The following is a 26,767-nucleotide window of genomic DNA, read 5'->3' on the forward strand; positions in this document are numbered from 1 at the left end:
TCAGGTCGCCAACCGGCGCACCGTCAGCCGGCGTCCAGGACCTCGCGGAGCTTCGCGGCGAACTCCTCCGGTTTGCCTGCGTAGCCGAACTCGCCGCCCAGGAAGCCACCGTGATGGCTCGGGAAGACCGTGGCCTCCTGGCCCAGCAGCGCCGCGACGCCCAGGGCCGTACGCGCGGTGTAGGTGCCCGCCGATTCCTCGCCCACCGCGACCACGATCCGGGTCGGGGCGGCGGTCAGCGCCGCCGCGTCCGGGCGGTAGTCGCTGATCGCCCACGAGCTTTTCGACAGCAGCGGGTCGTCGCGGGTGCCGTCGTCGTCGGCGGGCATGCCGAACATCGCCGGGTCGGGTGCGGGCCGGGCGAAGTAGGCGTCGGTGAACTCGCCCTGCCACGACGTCATCGCGATGAACGCGGCCATGCCCGCGCCGGTGCCTTTGGCCTGGTACGCCTCGTGGAAGCCGGCCCGGGCCCGTTCGGCGGCCGCGGCGTCGGGGAGCACCGCGTTGATCGGCGGCTCGTGCGCGACCAGGGTGACGACGTCGCCGGGGTGGGTCGCTACCAGCTCCAGCGCGGTGACCGCGCCGCCGCTGCTGGCGAACACGTCGACCGGGCCGGCGCCGAGGGCCTCGATCAGCAGATGCAGGTCGGCCGCCTGCTGCTGCGGGGTGTGGTCCGAGCGCCCGTCCGTGCGGGTGCTGCGGCCCAGGCCGCGCGGGTCGTAGGTGACCACCGTCCGGTCGGTGAAGTGGCCGGACAGGGCGGTGAAGCCTTCCGCCGTCATCGGCTGGCCGATCATGAGCAGCGCGGGCCGGCCGCCGGCCGGGGGCAGCGGACCGCGGACGTCGTAGACCAGGTCGGCGCCCGGCACGGCGAGGGTGTGCGTCTGTGTCTGCGTCATCCGGCGACAATACGGCCGCCGGGGCGCCCGGGGCGGGCTACCTGTGGATCAGTCCGCCGTCCACAGCCGGAGTTTGTCGGGGTTGAGGACGGCCCAGATGTGCCTGATCCGGCCGCCCGCGATGTCGAACGCCATCACTGACACGGTGCCGCCGTCCAGCCGGACCACCAGGCCGGGACGGCCGTTCATCGGACGTTCCCGGACGATCATGGCGGGCATCGCACCGGCCCGGCCGGCGAAGAACCGCGCGACCTGCTCGGCGCCGTGCACCGGCTCGAGCGCGGCGCGGACCCGTCCCCCGCCGTCGCCGGTCGCGGTGGCGTCCGGCGCGAGCAGGCCGATCAGGGCGTTGATGTCCGCGGTCTCCCAGGCCTGCTTGAAGGCCCGGACGAGGCCGGCCTGCCGGGCCGTCGGCGTCGCCGGCGCGGGTGCGGCGGGCAGGCGGCGGCGGGCCGACGAGGCCAGCTGGCGGCACGCCGCCGGCGTCCGGCCGACGATCTCGGCCACTTCGGCGAACGAGTAGCGGAAGACGTCGTGCAGGATGAACGCGACCCGCTCGGCCGGGGTCATCGACTCGAGCACGACCAGGAAGGCCATGCTGACCGACTCGTCGAGGGTGACCTGGTCGCCCGGGTCGGCCGTCGCGGCGCCGGGCCGCCCGCCGAGCCCCGTACGGCCGGGCAGCGGCTCCGGGATCCACTGGCCCACATAGCGTTCCCGCCGCGAGCGCGCCGAGCGCAGCTGGTCGAGGCAGATGCGCCCGGCTACCCGGGTCAGCCAGGCGCCGGGTGACTCGATGACCTCCTGCTGCGCGGCCGGCATGGCGTACCAGCGGGCGTAGGTCTCCTGCACCACGTCCTCGGCGTCGGCCAGTGAGCCCAGCAACCGGTACGCGAGGTTGATCAGCTGCCGCCGTTCGCTCATGGTTCCGCCGGGCCCCCTCGATCGTCGCGTCCTCTCCGGGTCCGACGAGACACCGCACCGGATTGTGAGGCCGGCGCGCCACCTCACATTCTGCGGTGCTGTGTCGTCGTACCGGTGTCCCGGAACGCTCCCGACCCGGAGAGGCCGACCATGGAATCCGTGAAGTCACGATCGTGTACTACAGCGCCACCGGCACCGTGCACGCCCTCGCGCGGGCCGCCGCCGAAGGCGCGGAGAAAGCCGGTGCGCAGGTGCGGCTGCGCAAGGTCGCCGAGTCGGCCCCGCCGCAGGCGATCGACGCGAACCCCGCGTGGGGCCGGCACCTGGGTGACACCGCCGACGTCCCCGAGGCCGGCCTCGACGATCTCGGCTGGGCCGACGTCGTGCTGATGGGCACGCCGACCCGTTTCGGCAACGTGTCCGCCCATCCCAAGTCCTTCATCGACAGCACCGGACCCGCCCGGTGACATAGCCTTGCACGCAGCCCGGCACCAGGCCCTCCGTGCGGTCGAGACCGCCGCCTCGCTGAAGGCCGGCGCAGGCAGGAGGAGCACATGCGCGCCCGACGCATCATGACCAACCTTCACGTGGCCGACCTCGAGGCGGCGAAGGGCTTCTACACCGGCTTCCTGGGCCTGAGCACCGAGGAGTTCAGCCTGGGCTGGGTGGCCCGCTACACCTCACCCGACGGCGGGGCGAGCGTGCAGCTGGTGACCGGTGACGCCACCGCGCCTGAGGACTCGGTGATCTCCGTGCAGACCGACGACGTCGACGAGGCCTACGCGGAAGCGCAGCGGCTCGGCTACGAGATCGTGCACCCGCTGACCACGGAGCCGTGGGGCGTACGCCGCTTCTTCGTCCGGGCGCCGGACGGCAACGTGCTCAACATCGTGGCCCATCGGGACTGAACCAACGTTTGCGGGTCGGCGCCGCCGGCGGGTAGAGATGCACCATGAAGACGGTCGTGAGTGCGGTGGTCGCCGGTGGCTTGACTCTCGTTCTGGCCGGGTGCTCCTCGGACCAGCCGGCCGCTGATGCCGCGCCCCGCGCGACCGTGACCGTGTCGTCGGCCCCGGCCCCCGCGGATGTGCCGGCGCTGGTCACCACCGCCGTACGCCCGCTCGCCGGCACGGGCAGCGCGCCGTTCGACCAGAGCCGGTCGCTGCAGGCCCCGCCCGGCTGGACCGTCACCGTGTGGGCCCGGGTGCCCAGCGCCCGGCTGCTGGCCTGGACGCCGGACGGCCGGTTGCTGGTCTCGCGGCCGAAGTCCGGTGATGTCGTCGAGCTGGTGCCGAGCCCGGGCGACGCCGCGCCGGTGCAGCGCACCCTGGTCAGCGGGCTGCACCAGCCGCACGGGCTGGCCTTCACCGGCAACACGCTGTACGTGGCCGAGAGTGATCAGGTTGACGCCTTCACCTACGCCGCCGGCGCGGTGTCGGGCCGGCGGGTCGTGATCGACAATCTGCCCGATGCGAAGAGCCCGGACCTGGGCGGCGCCTACGCGCACGCGCTCAAGAGCGTGACGATCGGTAAGGACGGCCCGCTCTACGTCTCGGTCGGCTCGACCGGCAACGTGTCCGCCGAGGATCGGGACGCAAACCCCGAGCGGGCGTCCATCCTGCGGGCCCCGGCGAGCGGCGGGACGCCCACGGTCTTCGCCCGCGGGGTGCGTAACGGCACCGGGCTGGCGGTCGACCCCGACGGTGCGGTATGGACAGCGGTCAACAACCGGGACAACATCGCCTACCCGTACGGCCGGGACTACGACGGGGACGGCGACTCCGACGAGGGCCGGGTCATGCCGGACTACGTGAACGACCACCCGTTCGAGCCGCTGGCCCGGCTGACGCAGGGACGCGACCTCGGGTGGCCGTACTGCAACCCGGAGCCCGACCTGAACCCCGGGGCCAAGGATTCGCCGCTGAGTTACACCCGGCGCCCGTTCGTCCGCGACGTCCAGACCAACCCGGACGGCACCAAGCTCGATTGCGCCGCGCTGGCCCCGGTCGAGCAGGGCATGGGCGCGCACTCGGCCCCGCTGGGCCTGAGCTTCGCCACGTCGCCGGGCCTGGCCGGGGAGTACGGACCGGGCGCTCTGGCCGGCATCCACGGCTCGTGGAACCGCACCCCACCGCGGCCGCCGGAGGTGTCGTTCTTCGCCTGGCGCGACGGCACGCTGGGCCCGCAGCAGACGCTGCTGACCGGCTTCCAGCTGGAGAACGGCTCACGCTGGGGCCGTCCGGTCATGGCGGTGCAGGGCCCCGACCGGGCCCTGTACGTGAGCGACGACCTCGCCGGAGCGATCTACCGCGTGACCGCGGGCTGACCGCCGGCCGGTTCTCAGTGGCGGAACTTGTCGGAGACCATTCGTAGCTGCTGCGACAGCTGGGACAGCTCGACGGCTGCCGCTTCCGTCTGGGTCGCTGCCTCGTGGGTCAGGGTGGTCGTGCCGGCCACCCGGCCGATCGACGTCGACACGCCGGTCGCCGAGGTCACCGCCGCGGCGATGCTCGACACGATCTGCTCGGTCGCGGTCGTCTGGGCGTCCACCGCGGTGGAGATCGAGCGTTGCAGCTCGTCGATGCGGTCGATCACCTCGCTGATCCGGGTGATCGCCTCGAACGCCCCGGCCGTGTCCGTCTGCATCGCCGTCACCTTCGCCGCGATGTCGCCCGTCGCCGACGCGGTCTCCCGGGACAGGTCCTTGACCTCGCCGGCCACCACGGCGAAGCCCTTGCCCTGTTCGCCGGCGCGGGCCGCCTCGATCGTCGCGTTCAGGGCCAGCAGGTTCGTCTGCTCCGCGATGGCGGTGATGATGCTGACCACCGCGGACACCTCCTCGCTGGAGCTGCGGAGCCGGTCGATGGTGCGGTTCGTGGTGACGGCCAGCTCGACCGCTTCCTTGGCGACCGTGTCGGCCTCGGTCACGGCCGTGGTGATGTCCTGGATCGAGGTCTCCAGGCCGCGGGCCGCCGCCGTCGTCTCCTCGACGCTCGAGGTGACCAGGCCGATGTCGCGGCTCGCCTCGGCCGCCTCCGACGACGCCGTCCCGGCGCCCTGTGACAGCTGGCGGCTGGTCGCCGTGAGCTCCTCGGAGGCGGCGGCCACCGAGCCCGCGTTGCCGCCGATCTCGATCAGGGCCTGGCGCAGCGAGCCGACGATGGCGTTCAGGCTGCCGCCGAGCTGCGCCAGTTCGTCGCCGCCGGGCAGGGTCGCGTCCACCGTGAGGTCGTAGGCCGCGATCGACCGGGCCGCCGACAGGCAGTGGTCCATCCGGCGGGCGATCCGGCGGGCCAGCAGCAGCGCCGCGCCGCCCAGGACCATCGCCGCCAGCAGACCGGTGACCAGGGTGAGCAGCTTCGCGCCGGTCGCCACCGAGTTGGCCTCGTCGTACGACTGCTTCACCCGCAGCGTGATCGCCGCCTTCAGCGCGTCCAGGGTCTGCGCCGCCTTCGCGTCGACCTCGTCGTACGCGGGCCGGGCGGCCAGCGCCCCGGAGCGGGTCGGGTCCGAGGCGACCCGGCTGGCCAGGGTCACCATCCGCTGGCCGGAGGCGATCAGCTGGTCCAGGACGGGCAGCGCGCTGTCGGCCTGCGCCCGCAGCTGGGGCGCGTACCGGATCACGTCGTCGATGCCGGCCCGGGCCTGCGCCACGTTCTCGCCCAGGCGGTCCAGCACCGTCTGGCGTTCGGTGGCGTTGTTGGTCACCAAGGCGGCCAGCACGTTGCCCCGGAACAGGGCCCGGGCGAGGTCCGCGGACTGGACGGCCTGCAGGGCGGCGGCCGAGTTCCGCGCGGTGGCCTGCTGGGCGGCGATGGCGGACGTGCCGCGGTAGCCGATCGCGCCGGCCACGATGACCAGGACAAAGCCGGCCACGGCCAGAGCGGCGATCTGACGCCGGATGGTGAACGTCAAGGCGACCTCCTCCCCCACAGATTACCTGAAATACCCTCATACCGGGCACCTTCGGCTCAGGCCGGCGGGATTGCGGCCGATCGAATCTTCAGGCGTGTCCAGGAGGTCTCATGAGAATCGTTCCCCTGTTGCTGAGCGTCGCGGTGACCCTGGCGACGGCGGCCGGCTGCGCGGATGCCGAGGCGGAGATCGGCCGGCCGGTGGACCGGCTCGCCGAGGCCCGGGCCGCCCTGCCGGACTCGATCAAGCAGTCGGGGGTGCTCATCGGCGGCACCGATCCCACCTTCGAACCGATGACCTTCATGCAAGGTCCGACCTTTGCCGGGCTTGACGTCGGCCTCGGCGAGGCCATCGCCCAGCGCCTCGGGCTCAAGGTCGAGTGGCGCAACGTCGGCTTCGGCGACCTGCTCGACCAGGTCGAGAGCCACAAGATCGACTTCTCCATGTCGTCGATGTTCGACCGCGCGGAACGGCAGAAGAAGGCCGACTTCGTCAACTACCTCAACGCCGGCACGTCCATCGTGGTCCCGAAGGGCGTCGGCGACATCGGTGGCATGCCCGGGCTGTGCGGGCGCAAGGTGGCTGCCCAGCCGGAAACCGTCTTCGTCGAGATGGCTGAGGCGCAGAAGAAGGATTGCGGCGCCAAGAAGCTCACCGTCGTCCTGTCCGACACCCCGTCGGCGTTCGTGCGTGACGGCAAGGCCCAGGCCGCGCTCAACGACTTCCCGATCGCCGCCCTCGACGTCGAGAAGATGCCCGCGCTCGAGCTCTCCGGACCCCAGATCGAGGCCATCCCGTACGGGATCGGCATCGCCAAGGACCGCAAGGAGCTGGCCACCGCCGTGCAGACCGCCCTGTACGCGCTGATCAACGACGGCTCCTACGACGAGCTGCTGGCCAAGTGGAAGGTCAAGGAGGGCGCCCTGCGTACGGGGGCGATCAACGGCGGCGCGTGACCCTTCCAGCGTCATCGGACAAAGTGAATGTTTCTCGCACTCACCTTGACAGACATCGACGCCGGGCACAGTCTTTGCTGACGTTCGCGCTGCTGGAGCGAGTCCAGCGTGAGTCAAGCGGGTGCCCCCATGCCTCTTTTCCCCCTCCGCCGCCGACCCCTCGCGTTCGCCCTGGCCGTTCTCCTACCGGCAGTGGCTCTCTCGGTCTCCCCCACCGCGGCCGCCGCCGCGCCGATCACCGTCGCCGCCGACGCCCTCGACGGCACCTGCGCCGCGCTGCAGGTCTATGACGGCTCCCGCGCCCTCGGCTATGTGGTGCGCAGCTCGGCCGGCTACGGCTTCACGGGCTCCGCCTCGGCCGCCACGCCGTTCCGGCTGGAGGCCACCCAGCTGTCCCGCTACGAGCTCTTCGACGCCTCCGGGGCCCCGGCCTACCAGAGCGTCGCGGGCTTCATCCTGGCCGGCGACGCGTACGGCGAGCGCGCCGACTACACGGTGACCGTGAGCGGCGACAAGTACCGCTTCACCAACACCGCCACGGGCCAGGTGATGGGCTCGTTCCTGTGGAGCCTCGGCGCGGGCAGCAGCTCCCACACGGTCGCCCTCACCTCGGCCTCGGGCTGCTACACCCCGCCCGACGTCGACCCGGGCGTCGCCGGCACCGCCGCACCCGGCGTGGACAGCAGCGGCAAGCTCGTCGGCACGATCGACGCGCACGCACACATCACCGCCGGCGCTGCGTTCGGCGGGCGGCTGCACTGCGGCGAGGCCTGGGCCCCCGGCGGCGTACGGGACGCCCTCGCGGGTTGCTCCTCGCACGCGAGCCTCAACGTGGGCGCCCTGTTCGAAGGCATCATCGGCGGCACCGACGTGGTGAACTCCGCGGAGGACGGCTGGCCCACCTTCGGCGACTGGCCGCAGCACAACTCATTGCTGCACGAGCAGTCCTACTACCGCAGCATCGAGCGGGTCTGGCGCTCCGGTGAGCGGGTGCTGAACGCCCTACTGGTGGCCAACCGGGTGATCTGCGAGCTGTTCCCGTACCGGGACACGCCCTGCGACGAGATGGACCAGCTGCGGGTGCAGGCCACGTACCTGTCGTCCATGCAGGACTACATCGACGCCCAGCACGGGGGCAAGGGCAAGGGCTGGTTCCGGATCGCCCGGACGCCGGCCCAGGTCCGCGCCATCGCGGCCCAGGGCAAGCTGGCCGTGCTCGTCGGCGTGGAGAACTCCGAGGTCTTCGGCTGCCGTGAGATCAAGGACGTCGCCCAGTGCACCCGGGCCGACATCGACGCCGGCCTCGACGAGCTGCAGGCGCTCGGCGTCTCCGGGCTGTACCCGGTGCACAAGTTCGACAACGCGTTCGGCGGCACCCGGTTCGACGCCGGGGTCACCGGGGCGGCCCTCAACGTGGCGAACCTGCTCTCCACCGGCCACTGGTGGACGGCGACCAGCTGCACCGGCCCGTCCGACAATGAGCAACCGCTGGTCAGCGACGACTTCGCCGAGCTGCTCAAGCTGGGCCCGCTCGGCCTGCCGGCGGGCGCGATCCTGCCGGTCTACCCGAGCGGCAAGATCTGCAACACCCGCGGGCTGACCGCGCTGGGCACGTACCTGATCCAGCAGATGATCAGGCGCGGCATGATCATCCACATCGACCACATGGGGGTGAAGACCGCGCAGGCCGTGCTCGACCTGGTCGACGCGGCCCGCTACCCCGGCGTGACCTCGGTGCACACGTGGGCGGACCGGGCGCTGGTCGACCGGATCGTGGCCCGCGGCGGCTTCGTGGCCTCGTACGCCTTCGCGGCCGACCCGGCCGAGGGTGAGCCCGGCTTCCTCGCCGAATGGCGCGCCAACCGGGCGCTGCCGCACGGCTCCTCGATCACCGGCTACGGCTTCGGCAGCGACGTCAACGGCCTGGGCCCGCAGGCACCGCCGCGCGGGACCGACCCGCTGGCCTACCCGTTCACCGCACCCAACGGCACCACGGTGAGCAAGCAGGTCTACGGCTCGCGCACCTTCGACCTGAACACCGACGGCGTGGCCCAGTACGGCCTCTACGCGGACTGGACCACCGACCTCATCCACCACGCCGGCAGCGACGGACCGCTGCTGCGGCAGCAGCTGATGAGCGGAGCCGAGGCCTACACCCGGATGTGGGAGCAGGCGATCGCCGCCGGTTAGTCGACCGAGCGGATCCGGGTGACCAGGACCGAGCCGAGCACGGTCACCGCGGCGACCACCAGGTAGAGGACCGGGTAGCCGCCGAGGTAGGCCACGATCGGGAAGGCCAGGGCCGGGCCGAGGACCTGCGGCGCCGAGTTGGCGATGTTGATGATGCCGAGGTCCTTCGCCCGGTCCTCCGCGGCCGGCAGCACCTGGGTGATCAGGGCCTGGTCGACGGAGAGGTAGACGCCGAAGCCGAGGCCCAGCACGGCGGCGGCGATCAGGGCGCCGGTCCAGGTCGGCCAGAGGGCGAGCAGTCCGGCCGCGGCGGCCATGACGTAGCCGGACAGGATCACCGACGGTTTGCGCCGGCCGGTGCGGTCCGAGACGATGCCGCCGGCCACCACGGTCAGCACCGTGGTGCCGGTGTAGACCAGGATCAGCAGCAGCAGCCCGTCCTCCGGGCTGCTGTGGTGCACCCGGTCGCGCAGGAAGTACAGCAGGTACAGCGTGGCCATGGCGTTGCCGAGCTGCACCAGGAAGCGGGTGGCCCAGGCCCAGGCGAAGTCGGGGTGGGCCCGCGGATCGAAGCGGAAGACGGCGGCCAGGCCGCGGAGGGTGATGCGCGGGGCGGCGCCGGCCGGGACCGCCGGATCCGGCGTGAGGAGGAGGAACGGCACCACCGTGAGCACGACCAGCGACCCGATCAGGAAGTAGCCGCCGGCCACGAGGGTGACCAGCAGGACGCCGACGACCACCCCGATCGACTGGGTCAGGCCGACCCAGCCGGAGACCAGGCCGCGCTGCCGTACCGGGGTCCGGTCCGGGACGATCGCGGTGAGCCCGGCCTGCAACGTGTTCAGGCCGGCCTGCGCGACGCACCAGCACAGGGTCAGCCCGATCAGCGTCCGCTGCCCGGAGAGCAGGGCCAGCCCCGCGCAGCCGAGCAGGGCACCGGAGGCGATCCAGGTGTGCCGCCGCCCGGTCCGGGCCGTCGTCGCGTCCGACAGTGCGCCCGCGATCGGTCCGACCAGGACGGCGACCAGCGCACCGGCGCCGGTGATGATGCCCAGCGCGGTGGTCTTGTCGATCCCGGCCAGGTCCTGCGCCTGGTTGGGCAGCAGCACCTGCAGGGGACCGAAGTAGCCCATCCACAGCCCGAGGTTGGCCAGCGACAGCAGGCCGATCCAGCGGGCGCCCACCCGCGCCGGTTCCACCGCCGCGGCGGGCGCGGTCATCTCTGGTCCCGCAGGGCGGTCCGCAGCCAGCCGAAAGAGTCCTTCGGGGTACGGCGCTGAGTGTCGTAGTCGACCCGGACCAGCCCGAACCGCTGCTGGTAGCCCTCGGCCCACTCGAAGTTGTCCAGCAGCGACCAGACGAAGTAGCCGCGCACGTCGACGCCCTCGCCGATCGCCTGATGCAGCGCGCGCAGGTGACCGTCGAGGTAGTCGATGCGGGCGGTGTCGTGGATCCGCCCGTCCGCGGTGACCTCGTCCACGGTGGAACAGCCACTTTCGGTGATGTAGATCGGGGGGAGCGCGCCAGCGTACCGGTCATGCAGCCCGACCAGCAGGTCGCGCAGCCCGCCGGGGACGACCGGCCAGCCGAACGCGGTGGTCGGGACTCCCTCGATCGGGAGCATCTCGAACGGCAGCGGCGATCCGTCCGGCGCGGCCCCGACCCGGGTCGGGTTGTAGTAGTTGACACCGAGGGCGTCGAGCGGGGTCGCGATGATTTCCTGGTCCCCGTCCCGGACGCAGGGAGCGCCGTCCAGCAGCGGATTCTCGCCCAGCAGCACCGGGTCCAGGAACAGCCGGTTGTGGAAGCCGTCGTACACCGCCGCGGCGGCCAGATCCGCCTCCGAGTCGCTCGCCGGCACCACCGGCGTGCAGTTGTTGGTGATCATCACCTCGGCCGCGCCGCTCGCCCGTAGCGCGCGCACGGCCAGCCCGTGCCCGAGCAGTTGGTGGTGGGCCACCGGCAACGCGTCGAACATCAGCTCGCGCCCAGGCGCGTGAGTGCCGAAGGCGTAGCCCTGGGCCAGGTGCACGATCGGCTCGTTGAGCGTGATCCAGCGGCTGACCCGGTCACCGAGACGGTCCGCGACCACGGCGGCGTACTCGGCGAAGCGGTAGCTGGTCTCGCGGTTCAGCCAGCCGCCGGCGTCCTCCAGGGCCTGCGGCAGGTCCCAGTGGAACAGCGTCGGCACCGCGGCGATGCCCCGGGCCACCAGCTCGTCGACCAGGCGGTCGTAGAAGTCCAGACCCTTCGGGTTGACCGCGCCGGAACCGTCCGGCTGGATGCGCGGCCAGGCGATCGAGAACCGGTACGCGCCGACGCCGAGCTCGCTCAGCAGCGCCACGTCCTCGGGCCAGCGCTGGTAGTGGTCGCAGGCGACGTCGCCGGTGTCACCGTCGCGGACCCGGCCGGGAGTGTGGGCGAAGGTGTCCCAGATCGACGGGCCGCGCCCGTCCTCGCCGGCGGCGCCTTCGATCTGATAGGCCGCGGTGGAGACGCCCCACACGAAGCTCGACGGGAAGCTGGGCAGCGCATCCATGGCCACGACTCCTCAGAAGTGAGAGGAGCTCATATTAGTGACCGCCGGGGCCGTTGGTAAGGCGTCGCCGCGAGCGGATTCAGCAGGAGGTCTTGTCCTGGACAACTGCCGTTCATGTCCAGGTCCCTAGCATCTAGCCATGCGCGCAGGACTGTCGACGCTTCCCGACACCGCCGAGGAGCTCGCGTACGAATTGCTGGCCCCGCTGGGCAACCGCTGGCGGCACACCGCGGGGGTCGCCGCGCGGGCCGCTCAGCTCGCCGCACCCCTGGAGGTGGACCGGGACGTGCTCGTCGCGGCCGCCTGGTTGCACGACATCGGCTACGCCGAACGCACCGTGGTGACCGGCTTCCATCCCCTCGACGGGGCCCGGCACCTCGAACGGCTGGCCTGGCCGGCAGCGATCGTCGGCCTGGTGGCGCAGCACTCGGGGGCCAGGTTCGTCGCCGCCGCCCGGGGACTCGCCGAGGAGCTCGCCGCCTATCCGGACGACGGCGGGCGGGTGTCGGACGCACTGACCTATGCCGATCAGACCGTGGGCCCGGACGGCCGGCGGGTGACCACCGGCCGGCGCCACGAGGAGATGCTGCGGCGGCACGGTCCGGCGTCGTGGAACGCGCTGGTGGACCACGTACGGCTGCCCCAGCTGCGAGCGGTCGCCGAGCGCGTCGAGCACCGGCTGGCCCTGGCCGGTGTCCAGGCCTGATCGACAGGGTCCGCTGTTTACCGTCATGTCATCGGCTATTGGGCCGGGGTCGGCGCGGCCAGGGCAGGCTGTGGTGGTGAGTACATCAGTCGGCCTGGTGATCGGGGCCCTGGCCGCCGCCTGGGGTGTGGTGGTGGCGTTGCTGGACCAGCCCACCGCGGCGAACAAACACCTCACCAACCGGCTGTGCACCACGCTGCTGGTCGCGTGCACCGCCGCGGTGGCCGGCGGCGGGCTCGCCCGAGCCACCGGGCTCTGGTGACGTCAGGCCTCGATGAACTGGAAGTCGCTGACGATGCGGCCGTCCGGACCGAGCAGCAGGATCTCCAGCCCGACCGCGGCCACGTCGCCCGGGGCGCCCGCCGGCACCATCTCCCAGCGGAACTTCACGAGGTCCCGGAGCCGGTCCGCGTCACCACGGGCCCGGAAGCTGAAGGTGCCCGGCGCGACGAACTCCTCGTAGGCCCGGGTCACCCGCCGTTCCAGCGCGTCGTGCCCGCGGGCCTCCAGCACCAGCCGGTCGAAGCCCAGCCCGGCGGCGGCCTGCCGGATCTCCTGCGGCGGCTGCAGCACGTGCACCGCGTCGTCGGACCACAACGCGCGTACGGCAGCAGCACGACGCCCGGCGTCCGGCTCGTTCCACACCTCGACGTAGCTGTCGGTGAAGGTGGTCAGGTCCAGGTCGGCCATGGCTGCTCCTCGGGTCGCGGTGATGCACTGTGCGAGCACGACTGTGGTGCGGGTGCCGGTACCCCGGCAATTCCTCGCGAGGAATCGCTGATCCGCACGGCAACCGGTACACAGGAGCTGTGATCAGCGAATCGACCGCCGGGGCACTGCGCGAGTGGCGACGGAGCCGACGTGTCAGCCAGCTTGAGCTGGCGATGCGTGCGGGGACCACGCAACGGCACGTCAGCTTCATCGAGAGCGGCCGGTCGACGCCCGGCCGGTCGATGATCATCCGCTTGGCGGAGTCCCTGGACGTGCCGATCCGTGAGCGCAATGAGCTGCTACTGACGGCCGGTTTCGCGCCCGCCTACCCGCAGAGCGACTTGACCGATTCCTCGCTCGCCCCGGTCCGGACGGCACTGGAACGCATCCTGCACGGCCATCTGCCATACCCGGCTGTGGTCGTCGACCGCCACGGCGACCTCGTCTCAGCCAACGCGGGCTTCGAGATGATCACCCGCGGCGTGGATCCGCGGCTGCTCGAGCCGCCGGTGAGCGTTCCCCGGGTGCTGCTGCATCCGCTCGGCCTCGCACCGCGCATCGTCAACCTCGACCAGTGGGCCTGGCACGTCGTCGACCGGGTGCGAGCCGAAAGTCTGCGCAATCCGACCGAGCAGCTCCGGCACCTGGCGGCCGAGCTCACCGGCCTCGTTCCCCCGCGATCGTCCACACCGGACCATCTGGGCTTCGCCGTGCCGCTGCGCCTGCGCGTCGGCGACCCGGCCAACCGGGAGCTGCGGCTCATCACCACGCTCACCCATTTCGGCACGGCCACCGACGTCACCGTGGCCGAGCTCCGGCTGGAGGCGTTCCTGCCCGCGGACGCCGCCACCAGCAGTGCGCTGCACGAGCTCGTCACGTGGTGAACGCGCGCAGCGCCAGCTCCAGCTCGAAGCGCAGCCCCGGGTCACGGATCTGATCGCCGAAGAGCTCGGTCAGCCGGCGCAGCCGGTGCCGCACCGTCTGCGGGTGTACGTGCAGGTGGCCGGCCACCTCGTTGGCGTTCTGGTTGAAACTCAGCCAGGCCAGCAAGGTCTGCGCGAGCAGCCGCTGCTTGTCCTCGCGCAACCCGTCGAGCGGGGCCAGGCGGCGCTGGGCGAGCGCGGCGAGCAGCGACTCGTCCTGGAAGACGGCCAGGGTGGCCAGGTGATCGGCGCACCAGATGATGCGCCGGCGCGGGATGCGGCCCCTGGCTGACAGGTCCAGGGCCAGCCGGGCCCAGCGCAGGGACTTGCCGGCGTCCATCGGCTCGACCGGCAGTCCCACCGCCGCGTGGTGCCGGGCCAGGCCGTTGACCAGGGCCCGCACCTGAGCCCGGCCTTCCGGGTCGGGCACGATCAGGCACGGCTCGGCGTGGTCGAAGGCGGAGAGGATCTCCGGCGCCAGCAGCGGTGGCTGGGCCAGTGGCCCGGGGGCGGCGACGACCACGACCGCGAGGCGGCGCGGCAGGTGCCAGTGAGCTGCGGCGGCCGCGGCGGCCAGCGCCCGCTGCGACGGTGGCGGGTCGGCGATGAGCAGCTCGACCAGACGGCGCCGGCGACGGCCGAGCTCACCGGCCTCGGCCTCCTGCGCCTGCGCGTAGCCCTCGGCCGAGGCCCGGGCGACCTCGTCGATGTTGTCGAAGATCGCCTCGGCCAGCCAGGCCACGACGGCCGGCGGCAGCGCATGACGCCCGGCGAAGGCCCGCAGTCGCCGGCTGGCCACCCGCGCGCAGATCCGCACGGCGGCGTGCAGGGACTCCAGGCTGCGGCCCGCCCGCATTTCGTTCACGCCCACCGCCCGGTAGATCTCGCGCCAGTCCCGGCCCGGTGCACCGCGGCCCACGTGCTGGTCGAGCAGCTCGACGTACCGGCGCAGGGCCAGGTCGACGCCGCGCCGCAGGGCCCGGGCCTCCCGCTCGTCGGACGCCGCGTACTCGGGGACCTGCTCCTGGATCTCGCGGACCATCTCGGCCGCCGACCCCAGCACGTCCGCGTGCAGCAGTGCGACGGTCGCCGCCTCGGTGCTGCCCGCCGGCCCGGTGATGATCGTCGCGTCACGAATCACCCGCATGAAGCGATATTCGCCTATTTCTCGCGCAGTGGCTACCCCCGGGTAACACCGCTGCCCGGACGCCGCCGGCCCCGGGCGGATGCGCACCGCGATGACAACTTCGCGCGCCGATACCAGCAGCTCAATGAGTATCAGCGGGGCCGGGCGCCTCGTTAGCTTCGGGCCTCCACCAGCCCTCACCAGAAGCAGAGGTGATCCACATGCGCTTTTCCCTTCCCGGTCGCCGCGGACGCGTCAGCGTCCTGCTCACCGCCGCGCTGCTCGCCACCGGCGGTGCGGTGATCGCGGCCGGTCCCGCGGCGGCCGCCGCGGAGTGCGCGGACGTCGACGTGGTCGTCGCCCGTGGCACCAGTGAGCCCGGCCGGCTGGGGCTCATCGTGGGCGACCCGGTGTTCGCGGCGATCCAGCGGCGGGCGTCGGGCACGACGCTGACCAGCCACCCGGTCGACTACCCGGCGAGCGTCAGCCCGACGTCGCCCACCGCCGGCAACCGGGCCCTGGTCAGCCACGTGTCCGAGCAGGCGCAGGCCTGCCCCGAGCAGCGGTTCGTCCTGGTCGGCTACTCGCAGGGCGCGAACGTGGTGGGCAACTCGCTCGGGATCAGCTCGGCCGGGGCGAGCGTCGGCGGGCCGGTCGTCGCGACCATTCCCGCGGCGGTGCAGCCGCGGGTCGCGGCCGTCATGGTCTTCGGCTACCCGCTGCGCAAGCTGGGCCGGGGCATCACCGGCGTGTACGCGGACCGGACGCTGGACATCTGCGCGAACCGTGACGTGGTCTGCGATCCGCTGGGCACGAGCGTGCTGGCCCACCTCAGCTACACCGACGACGCCGACGAGGCGGCCGACTTCGCGGTCGACCGGCTGTAGCCCCCAGCCGGCGACGGTGATGGGTCCGGCCGGGTGGCCGGGCCCATCGTCGTCAGCCCGCCAGGATCTTGGCCTCGGTGCGACCGGCGGCGGTGCCGTACTTCTGCACCACGACGAGGTCGAGCCGGCCGTCCGTGTTCCAGTCCAGCACCGACAGGCTGTGCCGCTCGTCCGTCGAGACGCGCGCGGTGATCGGCTTGCCGAGGAGGTTGCGGTATTGCGAGGCGCCGTCCAGGACCTGCAGCACGGTCTTGTCGCTCTTGGCCCCGGACTTCTGGGTGACGACGAGGTCGAGGTTGAGGTCGCCGTTGAAGTCCGCGACGGTGAAGGTGTGGCGGGCGTCGGTCGGGCCCAGCGGCGTGGGGCTGTCCTGCAGGTAACGCTGCAGGTTCGCGGCGCCGTCGAGGACCCGGACCTCCGTACGGCCGCTCTTCGTCCCGCACTTCTGGATCACGGCCACGTCCACGCGTCCGTCGGCGTTCCAGTCCGCCACGGCGAACGCGTAGCAGTCGTCACTCGGGCCCAGCACCGTGGCCGTCTCCTGCAGGTAACGCCGCAGGAACGAGGCGCCGTCGAGCACCCGGACCTCCGTACGGCCGCTCGCCGTGCCGGACTTCTGCGTCACCACGAGGTCCGGGCGGCCGTCGAAATTCCAGTCCGCCATGGCGAAGGTGGTCCGGGCGTCGGTCGGACCCAGCGGGATGGCCGTGTGCAGCAACAGGTTCTGGAAGTCGCTGGCGCCGCTCACGATGCGCACCTCGGTGGCGCCGCTGGCCGTGCCGGACTGCTGCAGCACGATCAGATCGGAGTGCCCGTCGCCGTTCCAGTCGGCGAACAGCAGCTGGTGCCGGTCGTCGAAGGTGCCGGGCAGCCCGGGCACGGTCTGGAGCAGGGCCTTGCTGAACGGTCCGGTCGGCTTCTTGGCCGTGGACTTCTTCGGCGCCTTGGCGGAGGGGGCGGTCGTGGTGCCGGTCGAGCTGGTCCACAGCTGGCCGACGATGAGCCGCGCGTCGTTGGCCTCCGGCCCGTACGCCGCGGGATAGCGCGAGACCTGCACCCGCTGGCTGATCTGGCCGATGTCGCCGGCCTGCCAGCTGCTGGCCGGATGCGTGCGCAGCATCTTGTCGAGGAACGCGCCGGTGGCGAAGCCGGGGTCGAGCAGCTGCTCGGGGCTGCCCCAGCCCATCGACGGGCGCTGCTGGAACAGGCCGAGGCTGTCGTGGTCGACGGCGAGGGTGTAGTTGTGCAGGGTGCTCTCGGTGATGGCGGTGGTCACCGCGATCACCGCCGCCCGGGCGGGCAGACCGCGGCCGATGACGTGCCGCACGATGGCCCGGGCGCAGGAGACGTTGTATCCGGTCAGGGCCGGGCCGAGCCGCTGGCCGGTCATCGCCGGCCGCAGGCGCGCCGCGACGGCCCGATCGGCCGCGGTGACGCCACCGGGGGCGCACGGCGCCGACGGGATGGCGGCCAGGGCGGCGGCGGGAGCCGCGGTGGCGGCGACAGGCAGGGACAGCGAAGCAGTGACCAGGGCTGCTGTGCACAGCACGCCCGACAGAGCTGAAAGCCTCACGACACCTTCCCCCGAAGTGCGGATGGGTCGCGGCCACCCATCGCAGTGACCCTAACCAATGAGCCGCCGGATTGCCATCGTCCGAGTGGGACCCGCTGTCGTCGCCGGACGGCGGCCGGGAACGTGCCGCAAACGATTTCAGCCGCGTCGGGAAACGTCGACGATCATCTATTGACAACCCTCCGCAAAGGATTTCACACTCTCCGCAGCACTCCAGTCCCCGGACGATGCGGAGGCAACCGATGGCGGTGACGATCAAGGACGTGGCCCGGGCGGCCGGGGTGTCGCCGTCCACCGTCTGCCGCGCCCTCTCGACACCGGAGCTGGTGCGCGCCGAGACCCGGGAACGCGTCCAGCGCTCGGCCGCCGAGCTGGACTACTCGCCCAACCGGGCCGCCCGCGGCCTCATCACCGGCCGCACCGGCAATCTCGGGCTCATCGTGCCGGATCTGGGCAACCCGTTCTTCCCGGGCGTCGTCAAGGGCATCCAGGCCCGGGCCCGCGAGGCCGACTACGCCGTCTTCCTCGCCGACACCGACGAGGACCCGGCCGCCGAGGCCCAGCTGGTCCGCACGCTCGCCAAACAGGTCGACGGGATCGTGCTGTGCTCGCCGCGGATGAGCGAGCAGGAGCTGCGGGGCGTGGCCGCGCTGACCCCGGTGGTCCTGCTCAACCGCCGGGTCGGCCGGCTCCCGGCGATCACCTTCGACAACGTCGACGGCATGCGCCAGGCCGTCACCCACCTCACCGCTCTGGGGCACCGGCGGATCGCGTACGTCGCCGGGCCGCGCGCGTCCTGGTCCAACCGGGAACGGGTGCGCGGGCTCCGCCTGGCCATCGCCGCGGCCGGGGCCGAGCTGGTCGAGGTCGGTCCGGTCCAGCCCCAGTTCGACGGCGGGGTCGCCGCCGCCGACCAGGTGCTCGCGGCCGGGGTCACGGCCGTCATCGCCTACAACGACGTCATCGCGCTGGGCCTGCTCAGCCGCCTGAACGCGCGCGGGATCGCGGTGCCCGCCGCGATCAGCGTGCTCGGCTTCGACGACATCGCCCTGTCCGCGATGGTGCACCCCTCGCTGACCACCGTCGGCCTGCCCATGAAGAGCTGCGGCCGGGCCGGCGTCGACCTGCTGCTGGGCCTGCTGCAGGACGCGGACAAGTTCGGCAGCACCCGCCGCGAGCTCGGCACCCAACTGATGGTCCGGGGCTCCACCGGCCCCGCACCGAGCGCTTGAGACTCATCTCCTCGAGGAAGGCCTCCGATGCCACCACTCGCTCGTAGACGCGCTGTCACCGCCGCGACCGCGGCCCTGCTGCTGCTGACCGCGTGCAGCGCCCCCGACTCGGGCGGCTCCGCCCAGGACACCGACGGGGAGGTGCCCGCCAAGCCCGGCAAGGCGGTGACCCTCAACATCCTGGACGTGGCCGGCAACCTGCAGCTCACCCAGCCCATGATCGACGACTTCGTCAGCAAGAACTCCGGCGTGGTCAGCAAGGTGACGTACTCCAAGTCGCCGGCGCCCGAGCTGGTCGGCAAGGTCAAGGCCCAGCAGAACGCCAACCGGGTCGACATCGACCTGGTGCTGACCGGTGTGGACGGGCTGTCCGCCGGCATCGAGCAGGGCCTGTGGAACCCGCTGCTCACCAAGTACCGGGACCGGCTGCCCGGCGTACAGGAATATCTGCCCGGGGCCGCGGCCATGCAGCAGCTGGCCGGGGACTCCGGGGTGACCGTCACCTACTACCCGTCCGGCCCGCTCATCGAGTACCTGCCCGCGAAGGTGCCGAACCCGCCGAAGTCGGCGCCGGAGCTGCTCGCCTACGCCAAGGCCAACCCGGGTGCGGTGCAGTACGCCCGGCCGTCCAACTCCGGCCCCGGCCGGACCTTCCTGATGGGCCTGCCCTACCTGCTGGGCGACTCCGATCCCAAGGACCCGACCGGCGGCTGGGACAAGACCTGGGCCTACCTGGCCGAGCTGAACAAGTACGTGACGCTCTACCCGTCGAGCACGGGCGAGACGATGAAGAACCTGGCCAACGGCTCGGCGAAGATCATCGTGTCGACGACCGGGTGGGACATCAACCCACGGGTGCTGGGCACCGTGCCCAAGGAAGCGGCGATCGGCACCCTGCAGGGCTTCCACTGGGTGACCGACGCGCACTACGCCGTCGTCCCCAAGGGCGTGTCGACCGACAAGCAGTCGGCCGTCCTGCTGCTGCTCGCCCACATGCTCACCAAGGAGCAGCAGGCCAAGGCGTACGACAAGGGCTACTTCTACCCGGGCCCGGCGGTCAAGGGCGTCGACCTGGCGATGGCGCCGGCGGACAGCCGGGCCGCGATCGAGGAGTTCGGCCGGCCCGAGTACGCGAGCCTGATCGCCGGCGCTCCGCTCGAGGTGCCGCTGGGTTCCCAGCAACTGGTCGCCGCCTTCGATCGGTGGGACCGCGAGATCGGTGGCGCGAAGGTGGCCAAGTGAGCGGGCGGGCGTCGTGACGGCCGCGGCGCCGAGCCGGCCGAGCGCCGAGGGCACGCGTCCGGGCCACTTCGAAACCCTGCGTCTGGACGGGGTCAGCCGCAGCTTCGGCGGTCAGGAGGCTCTGGCCGATCTCGACCTGACCATCCGGCGGGGTGAGTTCATCGCGCTGCTCGGGCCGTCCGGCTGCGGCAAGTCGACCGCCCTGAACTGCCTCGCCGGGCTGCTGCCGCTGACCCGCGGCAGCATCTGGCAGGACGACACCCGCCTCGACGTACTGCCACCCGAGCGGCGCGGCTTCGGCATGGTGTTCCAGAACTACGCGCTGTTCCCGCACCTGACGGTCCGCAAGAACATCGCGTTCGGCCTGCAGATGCGCCGGGTGCCGCGGGCCGAGATCCGTCGCCGGGCGGACGAGGCGCTGCGGCTGGTGCACCTGGAGGAGCACGCCGGCAAGCTGCCCGGGCAGCTCTCCGGCGGTCAGCAGCAGCGGGTGGCGATCGCCCGTGCGGTGGTGCTGGAGCCGTCCCTGGTGCTGATGGACGAGCCATTGTCCAATCTGGACGCCAAGTTGCGGCTGGAGATGCGGACCGAGATCCGCCGGCTGCACCAGTCGCTCGGGCTGACCACCGTCTACGTCACCCACGACCAGGAGGAGGCGCTGTCGCTGGCCGACCGGCTGGTGGTGCTGCGCGCGGGCCGGGTGCAGCAGATCGGCCCGCCCGAGCAGCTGCACACCGAGCCGGCCAACTGGCACGTCGCCGACTTCATGGGCTACCGCAACCTGCTGCCGGTGCGGGCGGGCGCGCGGCAGGGCGCGGGCATCACCGTGGAGATCGAGGGACAGCAGCTGACCGGCACGCCGGTCGGTGAGCCGGCGCCGGGCAGCGAGGTGATCGCCGGCATCCGGCCGGAGGACCTGCGGATCGGCCCGGAGGGCAGCACGGGGGTGCCGGCCGTTGTCGAGGTCGTGGAGTATCAGGGCCGCGAGGTGGCGGTCGAGGCGCGCACCGACGGCGGCATCCCGCTGAACCTGCGCGCCGTCGACCGGCCCGCGGTCGGCGACCGGATCACCGTCACCGTCGAGCCCCGGCGGTTGCTGGTCTTCCCGGCGGACCCGCGATGACCGCGATCAACGCCGCCACCGGCGGGGCCCGGCCGGCGCTGCGGCACCGCCTCGCCGAGCGCGGCATCGACCGGCAGTTGCTGCTGCTGATCCCGGCCGCGCTGTTCGTGCTCGTGCTCTTCATCTACCCCTTCCTGTACGGCGTGGGCCTGTCCTTCCAGCCGGCGCGGGGCGGGCCGCTGGGGGCGTACCGGGAGTTCTTCGCCGACGCGTACCTGCGGGACACGATCCTCACCACGTTGCGGCTGTCGTTGCCGGCGGCGCTGCTGAACGTGCTGGCGTCGGTGCCCATCGCGTACCGGATGCGGGGCCGGTTCCGCGGCAAGCGGTTGCTGACCACCCTGCTGGTCGTGCCGATCACGCTCGGCACGGTGCTGACCGCCCAGGGCCTGCTCAACTTCCTCGGCCCGACCGGCTGGTTCAACCGGACCCTGCTGAGCTCCGGCCTGGCCGACGCGCCGGTGCGGCTCACCAACAACTACTGGGGTGTCTTCTTCTCCCTGGTGATCACCGGGTTCCCGTTCGCGTTCCTGCTGGTGCTGTCGTATCTGTCGGGCATCGACCCCACCCTGGAACGGGCCGCGGCCACGCTCGGGGCCGGCCGCTGGCAGCGTTTCCGGCGGATCACGCTGCCGCTGCTCGCGCCCGGTTTGGCCACCACGTTCTGCTTGACGTTCGTGCTGGCGTTCAGCGTCTTCCCGTCGGCGGTGCTGGTCGGTGACCCGTCCGGCACGACCCGGGTGATGTCGATCGCCGCGTACGACGCCGCGTACGTGCGCTACGACTATCCGCTGGCCTCCGCGGTCGCCGTGCTCATGGGTGCGGTCGAGCTGGTGGTCATCGCCGCGGTGCTGGGCTGGCGGGCGCTGCTCTACACCGGATCGACGGCCGGGGGCAAAGGCTGATGGCCGCCCGGCGACCGATCGTGGCCACCCCGATGGCGTGGCTCGTCTGGGGCGTGGTCCTGGCGTTCTTCGTCTTCCTGACCGGGGTCATCGGCTCGGTGGTGGTGAGCTCGTTCGGCACCCAGTGGTTCGACACCTGGCTGCCGGTGGGCTGGACCTCGAAGTGGTACGCCCAGTCCTGGGACGAGTTCACCCTGCTGCCGGTGCTGATCGTGACCCTGGAGGTGTCGGCGCTGGTGGTCGGCATCTCCGTGCTGATCGGCGTGCCGGCCGCGTACGTGCTGGCCCGCCGCAGCTTCCCCGGGCGCCGGCTGCTCTATCTGCTGTTCCTGCTGCCGATCCTGATGCCGCCGATCACCTACGGCATCCCGCTGGCCACCGTGCTCTACAAGTACGGCTTCGCCGGCAACCTCTCCGGCGTGGTGCTGGCCAACCTGGTGCCCTCGGTGCCGTTCGTGATCCTGACCATGACGCCGTTCATCGAGCAGATCGACCCGGCCGTGGAACGGGCGGCGCGGATGTGCGGCGCCGGCACGCGGCAGGTCTTCACCCGGATCCTGGCCCCGCTGCTGGTGCCCGGCATCCTGGCCGCCTCGATCCTGGTGCTGGTCCGCACCGTGGGCATGTTCGAGCTGACCTTCCTGACCGCCGGGCCGGACTCGCAGACGCTGGTCGTCGCCCTGTACTACTCGATGTCGGCGGCCGGGATCCGGGCCCAGCAGTCCATCGACGCGATGGCGGTGATCTACACGTCGATGATGCTGGTGCTGCTGGTGCTGGCGCTGCGCTTCGTCAATCCGACGCAACTGGTCGCCCGGGTCCGCGACGAGGGGGACTGAGATGCGCATCGCCGAGGCGCGGGTGATCGTGACGTCGCCGGGCCGCAACTTCGTGACCCTGAAGCTGGTGACCGACGCCGGCGTGACCGGGCTCGGCGACGCCACGCTGAACGGGCGCGAGCAGGCCGTGGCCGCCTATCTGACCGAGCACGTGGTGCCCCTGCTGCTCGGGCGGGACCCGGCGCGGATCGAGGACACCTGGCAGCTGCTGTACAAGGGCGCGTACTGGCGGCGGGGGCCGGTGACGATGAGCGCGATCGCCGCCGTGGACACCGCGCTGTGGGACATCAAGGGCAAGGTCGCCGGGTTGCCGGTGTACCAGCTGCTCGGCGGGCGCAGCCGCGACGGCGTCACCGTGTACGGCCACGCCGCGGCGGAGACCGTCGACGACGTGCTCACCGACGTGGGCCGGCTCGTCGACGCGGGCTACCGGGCGGTCCGGGTGCAGACCGGGGTGCCCGGCCTCACCGGCACGTACGGCGTCACCGCGGACCCGCGCAATTACGAGCCGGCCGGGTCCGCCCTGCCTGCCGAGGCGGTGTGGTCGACCCGGCGTTACCTGGCCCACGTGCCGGGGGTCTTCGAGCGGGTCCGCGCCGAGTTCGGTCCCGACCTGCGCCTGCTGCACGACGCCCACCACCGGCTGACGCCGATCGAGGCCGCCGGGCTGGGCCGGGCGCTGGAGCCGTACGGGCTGACCTGGCTGGAGGACCCGGTCCCGGCCGAGCTCCAGGAGGGCTACCGGCTGATCCGGCAGCACACCACCACCCCGCTGGCCGTCGGTGAGGTCTTCACCAGCGTCTGGGACTGCCGGCAGCTGATCACCGAGCAGCTCATCGACTACATCCGCACCAGCGTCGTGCACGCCGGCGGGATCACCCACCTGCGCCGCATCTTCGACCTGGCCGATCTGTACCACGTGCGCAGCGGCTCGCACGGCGCGACCGACCTGTCGCCGGTCTGCCTGGCCGCCGCGCTGCACCTCGACATCGCCATCCCCAACTTCGGGCTGCAGGAGTACATGCCGCACAGCGCCGAGACCGACGCGGTGTTTCCGCACACCTACCGCTTCGCCGACGGTTACCTGCACCCGTCCGAGGAGCCGGGGCTGGGCGTGGACATCGACGAAGAGCTCGCGGCGCGGTACCCGTACCGGCCGGCCTCCCTGCCGGTGAACCGCCTGGAGGACGGCACCCTGCACAGCTGGTGAGCCCCTGATCGCAACCGGACCGCTCCCCGGCCTGAATGGTCCGCTGCTTCGCCGGTGCGGTTCGCGGCCGATCAGTGTTCTGTGAAGCGTCTGCCCGCCGGTGCCGTACCCGTGCTCACCGTGCTGTTCGGGCTGCCCACGGTGCTGCTGCCGGGGTCGGTGACGGCGCAGGTCACGTACCCGATCGCCTTCGGGCTCCTGGTGGTCCTGGCCTGGCTCGGGGTGCGCGGGCGGACCGGCCGCGCCCGGACCGCGCACGCGCTGATGGCCGCCGGGCTGAGCGCCTGGCTCGGCGGTGATCTGCTCTACGCGGTGCTGGTCTGGCGTCTCGGCGAACTGGGTGACGTGTCGTTCCCGGACGTGCTGTGGGTGCTCGGCTATCCCCTGCTGGCGGCCGGCATGGTGCTGCTGGTCCGGCTCCGCGCGCCCGGGCGCCTGCGCGAGGCCGCCCTCGACGTGCTGGCCATGGCCACCGTGGTGGCGGCGCTGTTCTGGCAGTTCATGGTGGCGCCCGAGGTCACCGGCAACACCATGTCGCTCGCCGTACTGTTCGGCGTCTTCTACCCGTTCGGCGACGTGCTGCTGTTCGCGGCGGGCGCGCTGGTGGTGCTCTCCCCCGGCGAGCGCACGGCCTCGACCCGGTACCTGATCGCGGGCCTGGGCGTCACCTTCCTCGGTGACGTGACGATCTCGGTGATCTCCCCGATCTTCCCGGACTTCGACACCGCCCGGCTGGACAGCGTCCTGCTGCTGGCCAACAGCTTGCTGGCCGCCGCCCTCTGGCACCGGGACGCCGACGAACCCGCCGGCGCGGTCAAGGCCGACGCCCAGCGGCTGCACCCGGCCCGGGTGGTGTTCCTCGGCGTCTCGCTGCTGGCGCTTCCCTCGATCAACGACATGCGGCTCGACGACCAGGCGATCCAGCGGCTCACCATGCTCAGCGCCATGGTCATGCTCACCGTCATCGTGCTCATCCGGTTCACCCTGGTGGTCCGGGAGCAGGAACGGGTGCGCGCGGCGCTGGCCCACCGGGCCACCCACGACCAGCTCACCGGGCTGGTCAACCGGCAGGAGCTGCACGTCCGGCTGACCGCCGCGCTGCGGCAGCGGGCCGGCGACGGCCCGGTGGTGCACTTCCTCGACCTCAACGGCTTCAAACCCGTCAACGACCGGTACGGGCACGCGGCCGGCGACTTCGTGCTCACCGAGGTGGCCCGGCGGCTGCGCGCGACGGTACGGGACATCGACACCGTGGCCCGGCTGGGCGGCGACGAGTTCGTGGTGGTCTCCGCCGCGGTCGACGATGTCGCCGCCGTCACCGAACGCCTCCGCAACGCCGTCGCGGCGCCGTTACACCACGACGGCCACGACCTGCGGATCGGCGTCAGCGTCGGGCACGCCTCGGCGGCGGACCTCGAGCACCCGACGTCGGATGCCCTGCTGGCCGCGGCCGACGCGACCATGTACCGGGAGAAGGCCGCCACGTATGCGCCTGATGCGACTATCGGCATGTCTCGTACATATTGATGGTTCTTTTTGACCTACGACGCGAGAAGCATGGGAGGTCCGGCCCACAGGCGAGGGCGAGCAGGAACGGAGCACAACATGACGGGCAACAGAGCGGTTGTCTATCAGGGTCCCGGCCAGGTCGAGGTCCGTGAGAGCGACTACCCGACGTACGAGATGAAGGACGGTCCGGGCGTCAACAAGGCCAACGTCGGCCGCCGCACGCCGCACGGCGCGATCCTCAAGACCGTCGCCACCAACATCTGCGGCAGCGACCAGCACATGGTCCGGGGGCGCACCACCGCACCGGAAGGGCTGGTGCTCGGGCACGAGATCACCGGCGAAGTCGTCGACACCGGCTCGGACGTCGAGTTCATCAAGGTGGGCGACATCTGCTCGGTGCCGTTCAACATCTCCTGCGGCCGGTGCCGCAACTGCAAGGAACGCAAGACCGGCGTGTGCCTCAACGTCAACCCCGACCGGCCCGGCTCGGCGTACGGCTACGTCGACATGGGCGGCTGGATCGGCGGGCAGGCCGAGTACGTGATGGTGCCGTACGCCGACTGGAACCTGCTGAAGTTCCCCGACCGGGACCAGGCGATGGAGAAGATCCTCGACCTGGCCATGCTGAGCGACATCTTCCCCACCGGCTACCACGGATGCGTCAGTGCCGGCGTGACGACCGGATCGACCGTGTACATCGCCGGCGCGGGCCCGGTCGGGCTGGCCGCCGCGACGTCGGCGTTCCTGCTGGGCGCGGCGGTCGTCATCGTCGGCGACCTCAACGCGGAGCGCCTGGCCCAGGCCCGCAGCTTCGGCTGCGAGACGGTCGACGTCTCCCAGGGCGACCCGGCCGAACAGGTGCAGCAGATCCTCGGCCGCGACGCGCCGGCGATCGGCCAGCCGCTGGTCGACTCGGCCGTCGACGCCGTGGGCTTCGAGGCGCGGGGGCACGGCGAGAACGCGCAGACCGAGATGCCGGCCACCGTCCTCAACTCGCCGATGGACCTGACCCGCGCGGGCGGGGCGATCGGCGTCCCGGGCCTCTACGTCACCGGCGACCCCGGCGGCGTCGACGACGCGGCGAAGCACGGGTCGCTGTCGATCCGGCTCGGGCTGGGCTGGGCCAAGTCGCACTCGTTCGTCACCGGCCAGTGCCCGGTGATGAAGTACAACCACGAACTGATGATGGCGATCCTGCACGACCGGGTGCAGATCGCGAAGAACGTGAACGCCACCCCGATCCCCCTGGACCAGGCCCCGCGCGGCTACCAGGAGTTCGACCAGGGCGCGGCCCGCAAGTACGTCCTCGACCCGCACGGCACGATCAGCAGCCGGGCCAACTGACCGCGAGCACCGGG

The 26,767-nt window shown here is 71.9% G+C and carries 25 protein-coding genes; 17 read left to right on the forward strand and 8 right to left on the reverse strand.

Going from position 1 to position 26,767, the window contains the following annotated elements; all coding sequences use genetic code 11:
• Positions 1-23: 23 nt before the first annotated feature.
• The gene (locus tag ACWEOZ_RS29755) at positions 24-899 is read right to left on the reverse strand and encodes an alpha/beta fold hydrolase (RefSeq protein WP_451913962.1); all 876 of its coding nucleotides are present in this window, start codon (positions 897-899) and stop codon (positions 24-26) included.
• 48 nt (positions 900-947) lie between these two features.
• A complete protein-coding gene (gene sigJ, locus ACWEOZ_RS29760) occupies positions 948-1,823 on the reverse strand; it encodes an RNA polymerase sigma factor SigJ (protein WP_451913963.1) in 876 nt (291 codons plus the stop codon).
• 173 nt (positions 1,824-1,996) lie between these two features.
• Between sigJ and ACWEOZ_RS29765 the strand changes: the two genes are divergently transcribed.
• The 3 genes from ACWEOZ_RS29765 (at position 1,997) to ACWEOZ_RS29775 (ending at position 4,149) form a co-directional block, all read left to right on the forward strand.
• The gene (locus ACWEOZ_RS29765; protein ID WP_451913964.1) at positions 1,997-2,290 is read left to right on the forward strand and encodes an NAD(P)H-dependent oxidoreductase; all 294 of its coding nucleotides are present in this window, start codon (positions 1,997-1,999) and stop codon (positions 2,288-2,290) included.
• Positions 2,291-2,377: 87 nt separating this feature from the next.
• Positions 2,378-2,731, forward strand: coding sequence for a VOC family protein (locus ACWEOZ_RS29770; RefSeq protein WP_451913965.1), 354 nt, complete (start codon positions 2,378-2,380; stop codon positions 2,729-2,731).
• Positions 2,732-2,775: 44 nt separating this feature from the next.
• Complete coding sequence (locus ACWEOZ_RS29775) at positions 2,776-4,149, forward strand: gluconolaconase (RefSeq protein WP_451913966.1); 1,374 nt, start codon at positions 2,776-2,778, stop codon at positions 4,147-4,149.
• A gap of 14 nt (positions 4,150-4,163) precedes the next feature.
• Here ACWEOZ_RS29775 and ACWEOZ_RS29780 read toward each other — a convergent pair whose 3' ends face one another.
• The gene (locus tag ACWEOZ_RS29780) at positions 4,164-5,738 is read right to left on the reverse strand and encodes a methyl-accepting chemotaxis protein (RefSeq protein ID WP_451913967.1); all 1,575 of its coding nucleotides are present in this window, start codon (positions 5,736-5,738) and stop codon (positions 4,164-4,166) included.
• A gap of 110 nt (positions 5,739-5,848) precedes the next feature.
• Between ACWEOZ_RS29780 and ACWEOZ_RS29785 the strand changes: the two genes are divergently transcribed.
• Both ACWEOZ_RS29785 and ACWEOZ_RS29790 read left to right on the forward strand, forming a co-directional pair.
• Positions 5,849-6,694: a transporter substrate-binding domain-containing protein gene (locus ACWEOZ_RS29785; protein WP_451913968.1), complete on the forward strand. Its 846-nt coding sequence runs from the start codon at positions 5,849-5,851 to the stop codon at positions 6,692-6,694.
• A gap of 192 nt (positions 6,695-6,886) precedes the next feature.
• Positions 6,887-8,884 carry a hypothetical protein gene (locus ACWEOZ_RS29790; protein ID WP_451913969.1) on the forward strand — a complete coding sequence of 666 codons (1,998 nt, stop codon included), beginning with the start codon at positions 6,887-6,889 and terminating at the stop codon, positions 8,882-8,884.
• Here the strand turns inward: ACWEOZ_RS29790 and ACWEOZ_RS29795 are convergent.
• Together ACWEOZ_RS29795 and ACWEOZ_RS29800 are read right to left on the reverse strand one after the other, a co-directional pair.
• Positions 8,881-10,104 (reverse strand): MFS transporter, encoded by a 1,224-nt coding sequence (locus ACWEOZ_RS29795; protein ID WP_451913970.1) that lies wholly within the window; start codon positions 10,102-10,104, stop codon positions 8,881-8,883. The genes ACWEOZ_RS29790 and ACWEOZ_RS29795 overlap by 4 nt on opposite strands.
• Entirely contained in the window at positions 10,101-11,423 is a 1,323-nt protein-coding gene (locus ACWEOZ_RS29800; RefSeq protein WP_451913971.1) for a GH1 family beta-glucosidase, read from the reverse strand. The genes ACWEOZ_RS29795 and ACWEOZ_RS29800 overlap by 4 nt, the downstream gene beginning before the upstream one ends.
• A gap of 139 nt (positions 11,424-11,562) precedes the next feature.
• Here ACWEOZ_RS29800 and ACWEOZ_RS29805 point away from each other — a divergent pair, with 139 nt between their 5' ends.
• Together ACWEOZ_RS29805 and ACWEOZ_RS29810 are read left to right on the forward strand one after the other, a co-directional pair.
• On the forward strand, positions 11,563-12,129 hold the full coding sequence (locus tag ACWEOZ_RS29805; RefSeq protein ID WP_451913972.1) for an HDIG domain-containing metalloprotein: 567 nt from the start codon (positions 11,563-11,565) through the stop codon (positions 12,127-12,129).
• Between the two features lie 76 nt (positions 12,130-12,205).
• Entirely contained in the window at positions 12,206-12,391 is a 186-nt protein-coding gene (locus tag ACWEOZ_RS29810) for a hypothetical protein (RefSeq protein WP_451913973.1), read from the forward strand.
• Between the two features lie 2 nt (positions 12,392-12,393).
• Here ACWEOZ_RS29810 and ACWEOZ_RS29815 read toward each other — a convergent pair whose 3' ends face one another.
• On the reverse strand, positions 12,394-12,819 hold the full coding sequence (locus ACWEOZ_RS29815) for a hypothetical protein (protein ID WP_451913974.1): 426 nt from the start codon (positions 12,817-12,819) through the stop codon (positions 12,394-12,396).
• Between the two features lie 119 nt (positions 12,820-12,938).
• On the opposite strand from ACWEOZ_RS29815, the gene ACWEOZ_RS29820 reads away from it, so the two are divergent.
• On the forward strand, positions 12,939-13,724 hold the full coding sequence (locus tag ACWEOZ_RS29820; RefSeq protein ID WP_451913975.1) for a helix-turn-helix domain-containing protein: 786 nt from the start codon (positions 12,939-12,941) through the stop codon (positions 13,722-13,724).
• Here the strand turns inward: ACWEOZ_RS29820 and ACWEOZ_RS29825 are convergent.
• Positions 13,714-14,910 carry a PucR family transcriptional regulator gene (locus ACWEOZ_RS29825; protein WP_451913976.1) on the reverse strand — a complete coding sequence of 399 codons (1,197 nt, stop codon included), beginning with the start codon at positions 14,908-14,910 and terminating at the stop codon, positions 13,714-13,716. The two genes, ACWEOZ_RS29820 and ACWEOZ_RS29825, sit on opposite strands and share 11 nt — an antisense overlap.
• A gap of 200 nt (positions 14,911-15,110) precedes the next feature.
• On the opposite strand from ACWEOZ_RS29825, the gene ACWEOZ_RS29830 reads away from it, so the two are divergent.
• Positions 15,111-15,776 (forward strand): cutinase family protein, encoded by a 666-nt coding sequence (locus ACWEOZ_RS29830; RefSeq protein ID WP_451913977.1) that lies wholly within the window; start codon positions 15,111-15,113, stop codon positions 15,774-15,776.
• Positions 15,777-15,828: 52 nt separating this feature from the next.
• On the opposite strand, the gene ACWEOZ_RS29835 is transcribed toward ACWEOZ_RS29830, so the two are convergent.
• Positions 15,829-17,349, reverse strand: a complete 1,521-nt coding sequence (locus tag ACWEOZ_RS29835) for an FG-GAP repeat domain-containing protein (RefSeq protein WP_451913978.1) — start codon at positions 17,347-17,349, stop codon at positions 15,829-15,831.
• A 242-nt stretch (positions 17,350-17,591) separates the two neighbouring features.
• On the opposite strand from ACWEOZ_RS29835, the gene ACWEOZ_RS29840 reads away from it, so the two are divergent.
• From ACWEOZ_RS29840 to fdhA, 8 genes are all read left to right on the forward strand, one after another.
• Positions 17,592-18,581, forward strand: coding sequence for a LacI family DNA-binding transcriptional regulator (locus ACWEOZ_RS29840; RefSeq protein ID WP_451913979.1), 990 nt, complete (start codon positions 17,592-17,594; stop codon positions 18,579-18,581).
• A 27-nt stretch (positions 18,582-18,608) separates the two neighbouring features.
• Entirely contained in the window at positions 18,609-19,823 is a 1,215-nt protein-coding gene (locus ACWEOZ_RS29845; RefSeq protein WP_451913980.1) for an extracellular solute-binding protein, read from the forward strand.
• A gap of 13 nt (positions 19,824-19,836) precedes the next feature.
• Positions 19,837-20,946 (forward strand): ABC transporter ATP-binding protein, encoded by a 1,110-nt coding sequence (locus ACWEOZ_RS29850; protein WP_451913981.1) that lies wholly within the window; start codon positions 19,837-19,839, stop codon positions 20,944-20,946.
• The gene (locus tag ACWEOZ_RS29855) at positions 20,943-21,851 is read left to right on the forward strand and encodes an ABC transporter permease (protein WP_451913982.1); all 909 of its coding nucleotides are present in this window, start codon (positions 20,943-20,945) and stop codon (positions 21,849-21,851) included. Before ACWEOZ_RS29850 ends, ACWEOZ_RS29855 begins: the two co-directional genes overlap by 4 nt.
• Positions 21,851-22,690, forward strand: a complete 840-nt coding sequence (locus ACWEOZ_RS29860; protein WP_451913983.1) for an ABC transporter permease — start codon at positions 21,851-21,853, stop codon at positions 22,688-22,690. The genes ACWEOZ_RS29855 and ACWEOZ_RS29860 overlap by 1 nt, the downstream gene beginning before the upstream one ends.
• Before the next feature lies 1 nt (position 22,691).
• Positions 22,692-23,900, forward strand: a complete 1,209-nt coding sequence (gene manD / locus ACWEOZ_RS29865; protein WP_451913984.1) for a D-mannonate dehydratase ManD — start codon at positions 22,692-22,694, stop codon at positions 23,898-23,900.
• Positions 23,901-23,981: 81 nt separating this feature from the next.
• On the forward strand, positions 23,982-25,427 hold the full coding sequence (locus ACWEOZ_RS29870; RefSeq protein WP_451913985.1) for a diguanylate cyclase domain-containing protein: 1,446 nt from the start codon (positions 23,982-23,984) through the stop codon (positions 25,425-25,427).
• 78 nt (positions 25,428-25,505) lie between these two features.
• Entirely contained in the window at positions 25,506-26,753 is a 1,248-nt protein-coding gene (gene fdhA / locus ACWEOZ_RS29875; protein ID WP_451913986.1) for a formaldehyde dehydrogenase, glutathione-independent, read from the forward strand.
• Positions 26,754-26,767 lie beyond the last annotated feature (14 nt).

It is taken from the genome of Actinoplanes sp. NPDC004185 (assembly GCF_053603475.1).

Coding starts and splice junctions, on each gene's coding strand:
- ACWEOZ_RS29755 (WP_451913962.1), bottom strand. CDS start 899: ATGACGCAGACACAGACGCACACCCTCGCCGTGCCGGGCGCCGACCTG.
- sigJ (WP_451913963.1), bottom strand. CDS start 1,823: ATGAGCGAACGGCGGCAGCTGATCAACCTCGCGTACCGGTTGCTGGGC.
- ACWEOZ_RS29770 (WP_451913965.1), top strand. CDS start 2,378: ATGCGCGCCCGACGCATCATGACCAACCTTCACGTGGCCGACCTCGAG.
- ACWEOZ_RS29775 (WP_451913966.1), top strand. CDS start 2,776: ATGAAGACGGTCGTGAGTGCGGTGGTCGCCGGTGGCTTGACTCTCGTT.
- ACWEOZ_RS29785 (WP_451913968.1), top strand. CDS start 5,849: ATGAGAATCGTTCCCCTGTTGCTGAGCGTCGCGGTGACCCTGGCGACG.
- ACWEOZ_RS29795 (WP_451913970.1), bottom strand. CDS start 10,104: ATGACCGCGCCCGCCGCGGCGGTGGAACCGGCGCGGGTGGGCGCCCGC.
- ACWEOZ_RS29800 (WP_451913971.1), bottom strand. CDS start 11,423: ATGGATGCGCTGCCCAGCTTCCCGTCGAGCTTCGTGTGGGGCGTCTCC.
- ACWEOZ_RS29805 (WP_451913972.1), top strand. CDS start 11,563: ATGCGCGCAGGACTGTCGACGCTTCCCGACACCGCCGAGGAGCTCGCG.
- ACWEOZ_RS29815 (WP_451913974.1), bottom strand. CDS start 12,819: ATGGCCGACCTGGACCTGACCACCTTCACCGACAGCTACGTCGAGGTG.
- ACWEOZ_RS29825 (WP_451913976.1), bottom strand. CDS start 14,910: ATGCGGGTGATTCGTGACGCGACGATCATCACCGGGCCGGCGGGCAGC.
- ACWEOZ_RS29830 (WP_451913977.1), top strand. CDS start 15,111: ATGCGCTTTTCCCTTCCCGGTCGCCGCGGACGCGTCAGCGTCCTGCTC.
- ACWEOZ_RS29840 (WP_451913979.1), top strand. CDS start 17,592: ATGGCGGTGACGATCAAGGACGTGGCCCGGGCGGCCGGGGTGTCGCCG.
- ACWEOZ_RS29845 (WP_451913980.1), top strand. CDS start 18,609: ATGCCACCACTCGCTCGTAGACGCGCTGTCACCGCCGCGACCGCGGCC.
- ACWEOZ_RS29855 (WP_451913982.1), top strand. CDS start 20,943: ATGACCGCGATCAACGCCGCCACCGGCGGGGCCCGGCCGGCGCTGCGG.
- ACWEOZ_RS29860 (WP_451913983.1), top strand. CDS start 21,851: ATGGCCGCCCGGCGACCGATCGTGGCCACCCCGATGGCGTGGCTCGTC.
- manD (WP_451913984.1), top strand. CDS start 22,692: ATGCGCATCGCCGAGGCGCGGGTGATCGTGACGTCGCCGGGCCGCAAC.
- fdhA (WP_451913986.1), top strand. CDS start 25,506: ATGACGGGCAACAGAGCGGTTGTCTATCAGGGTCCCGGCCAGGTCGAG.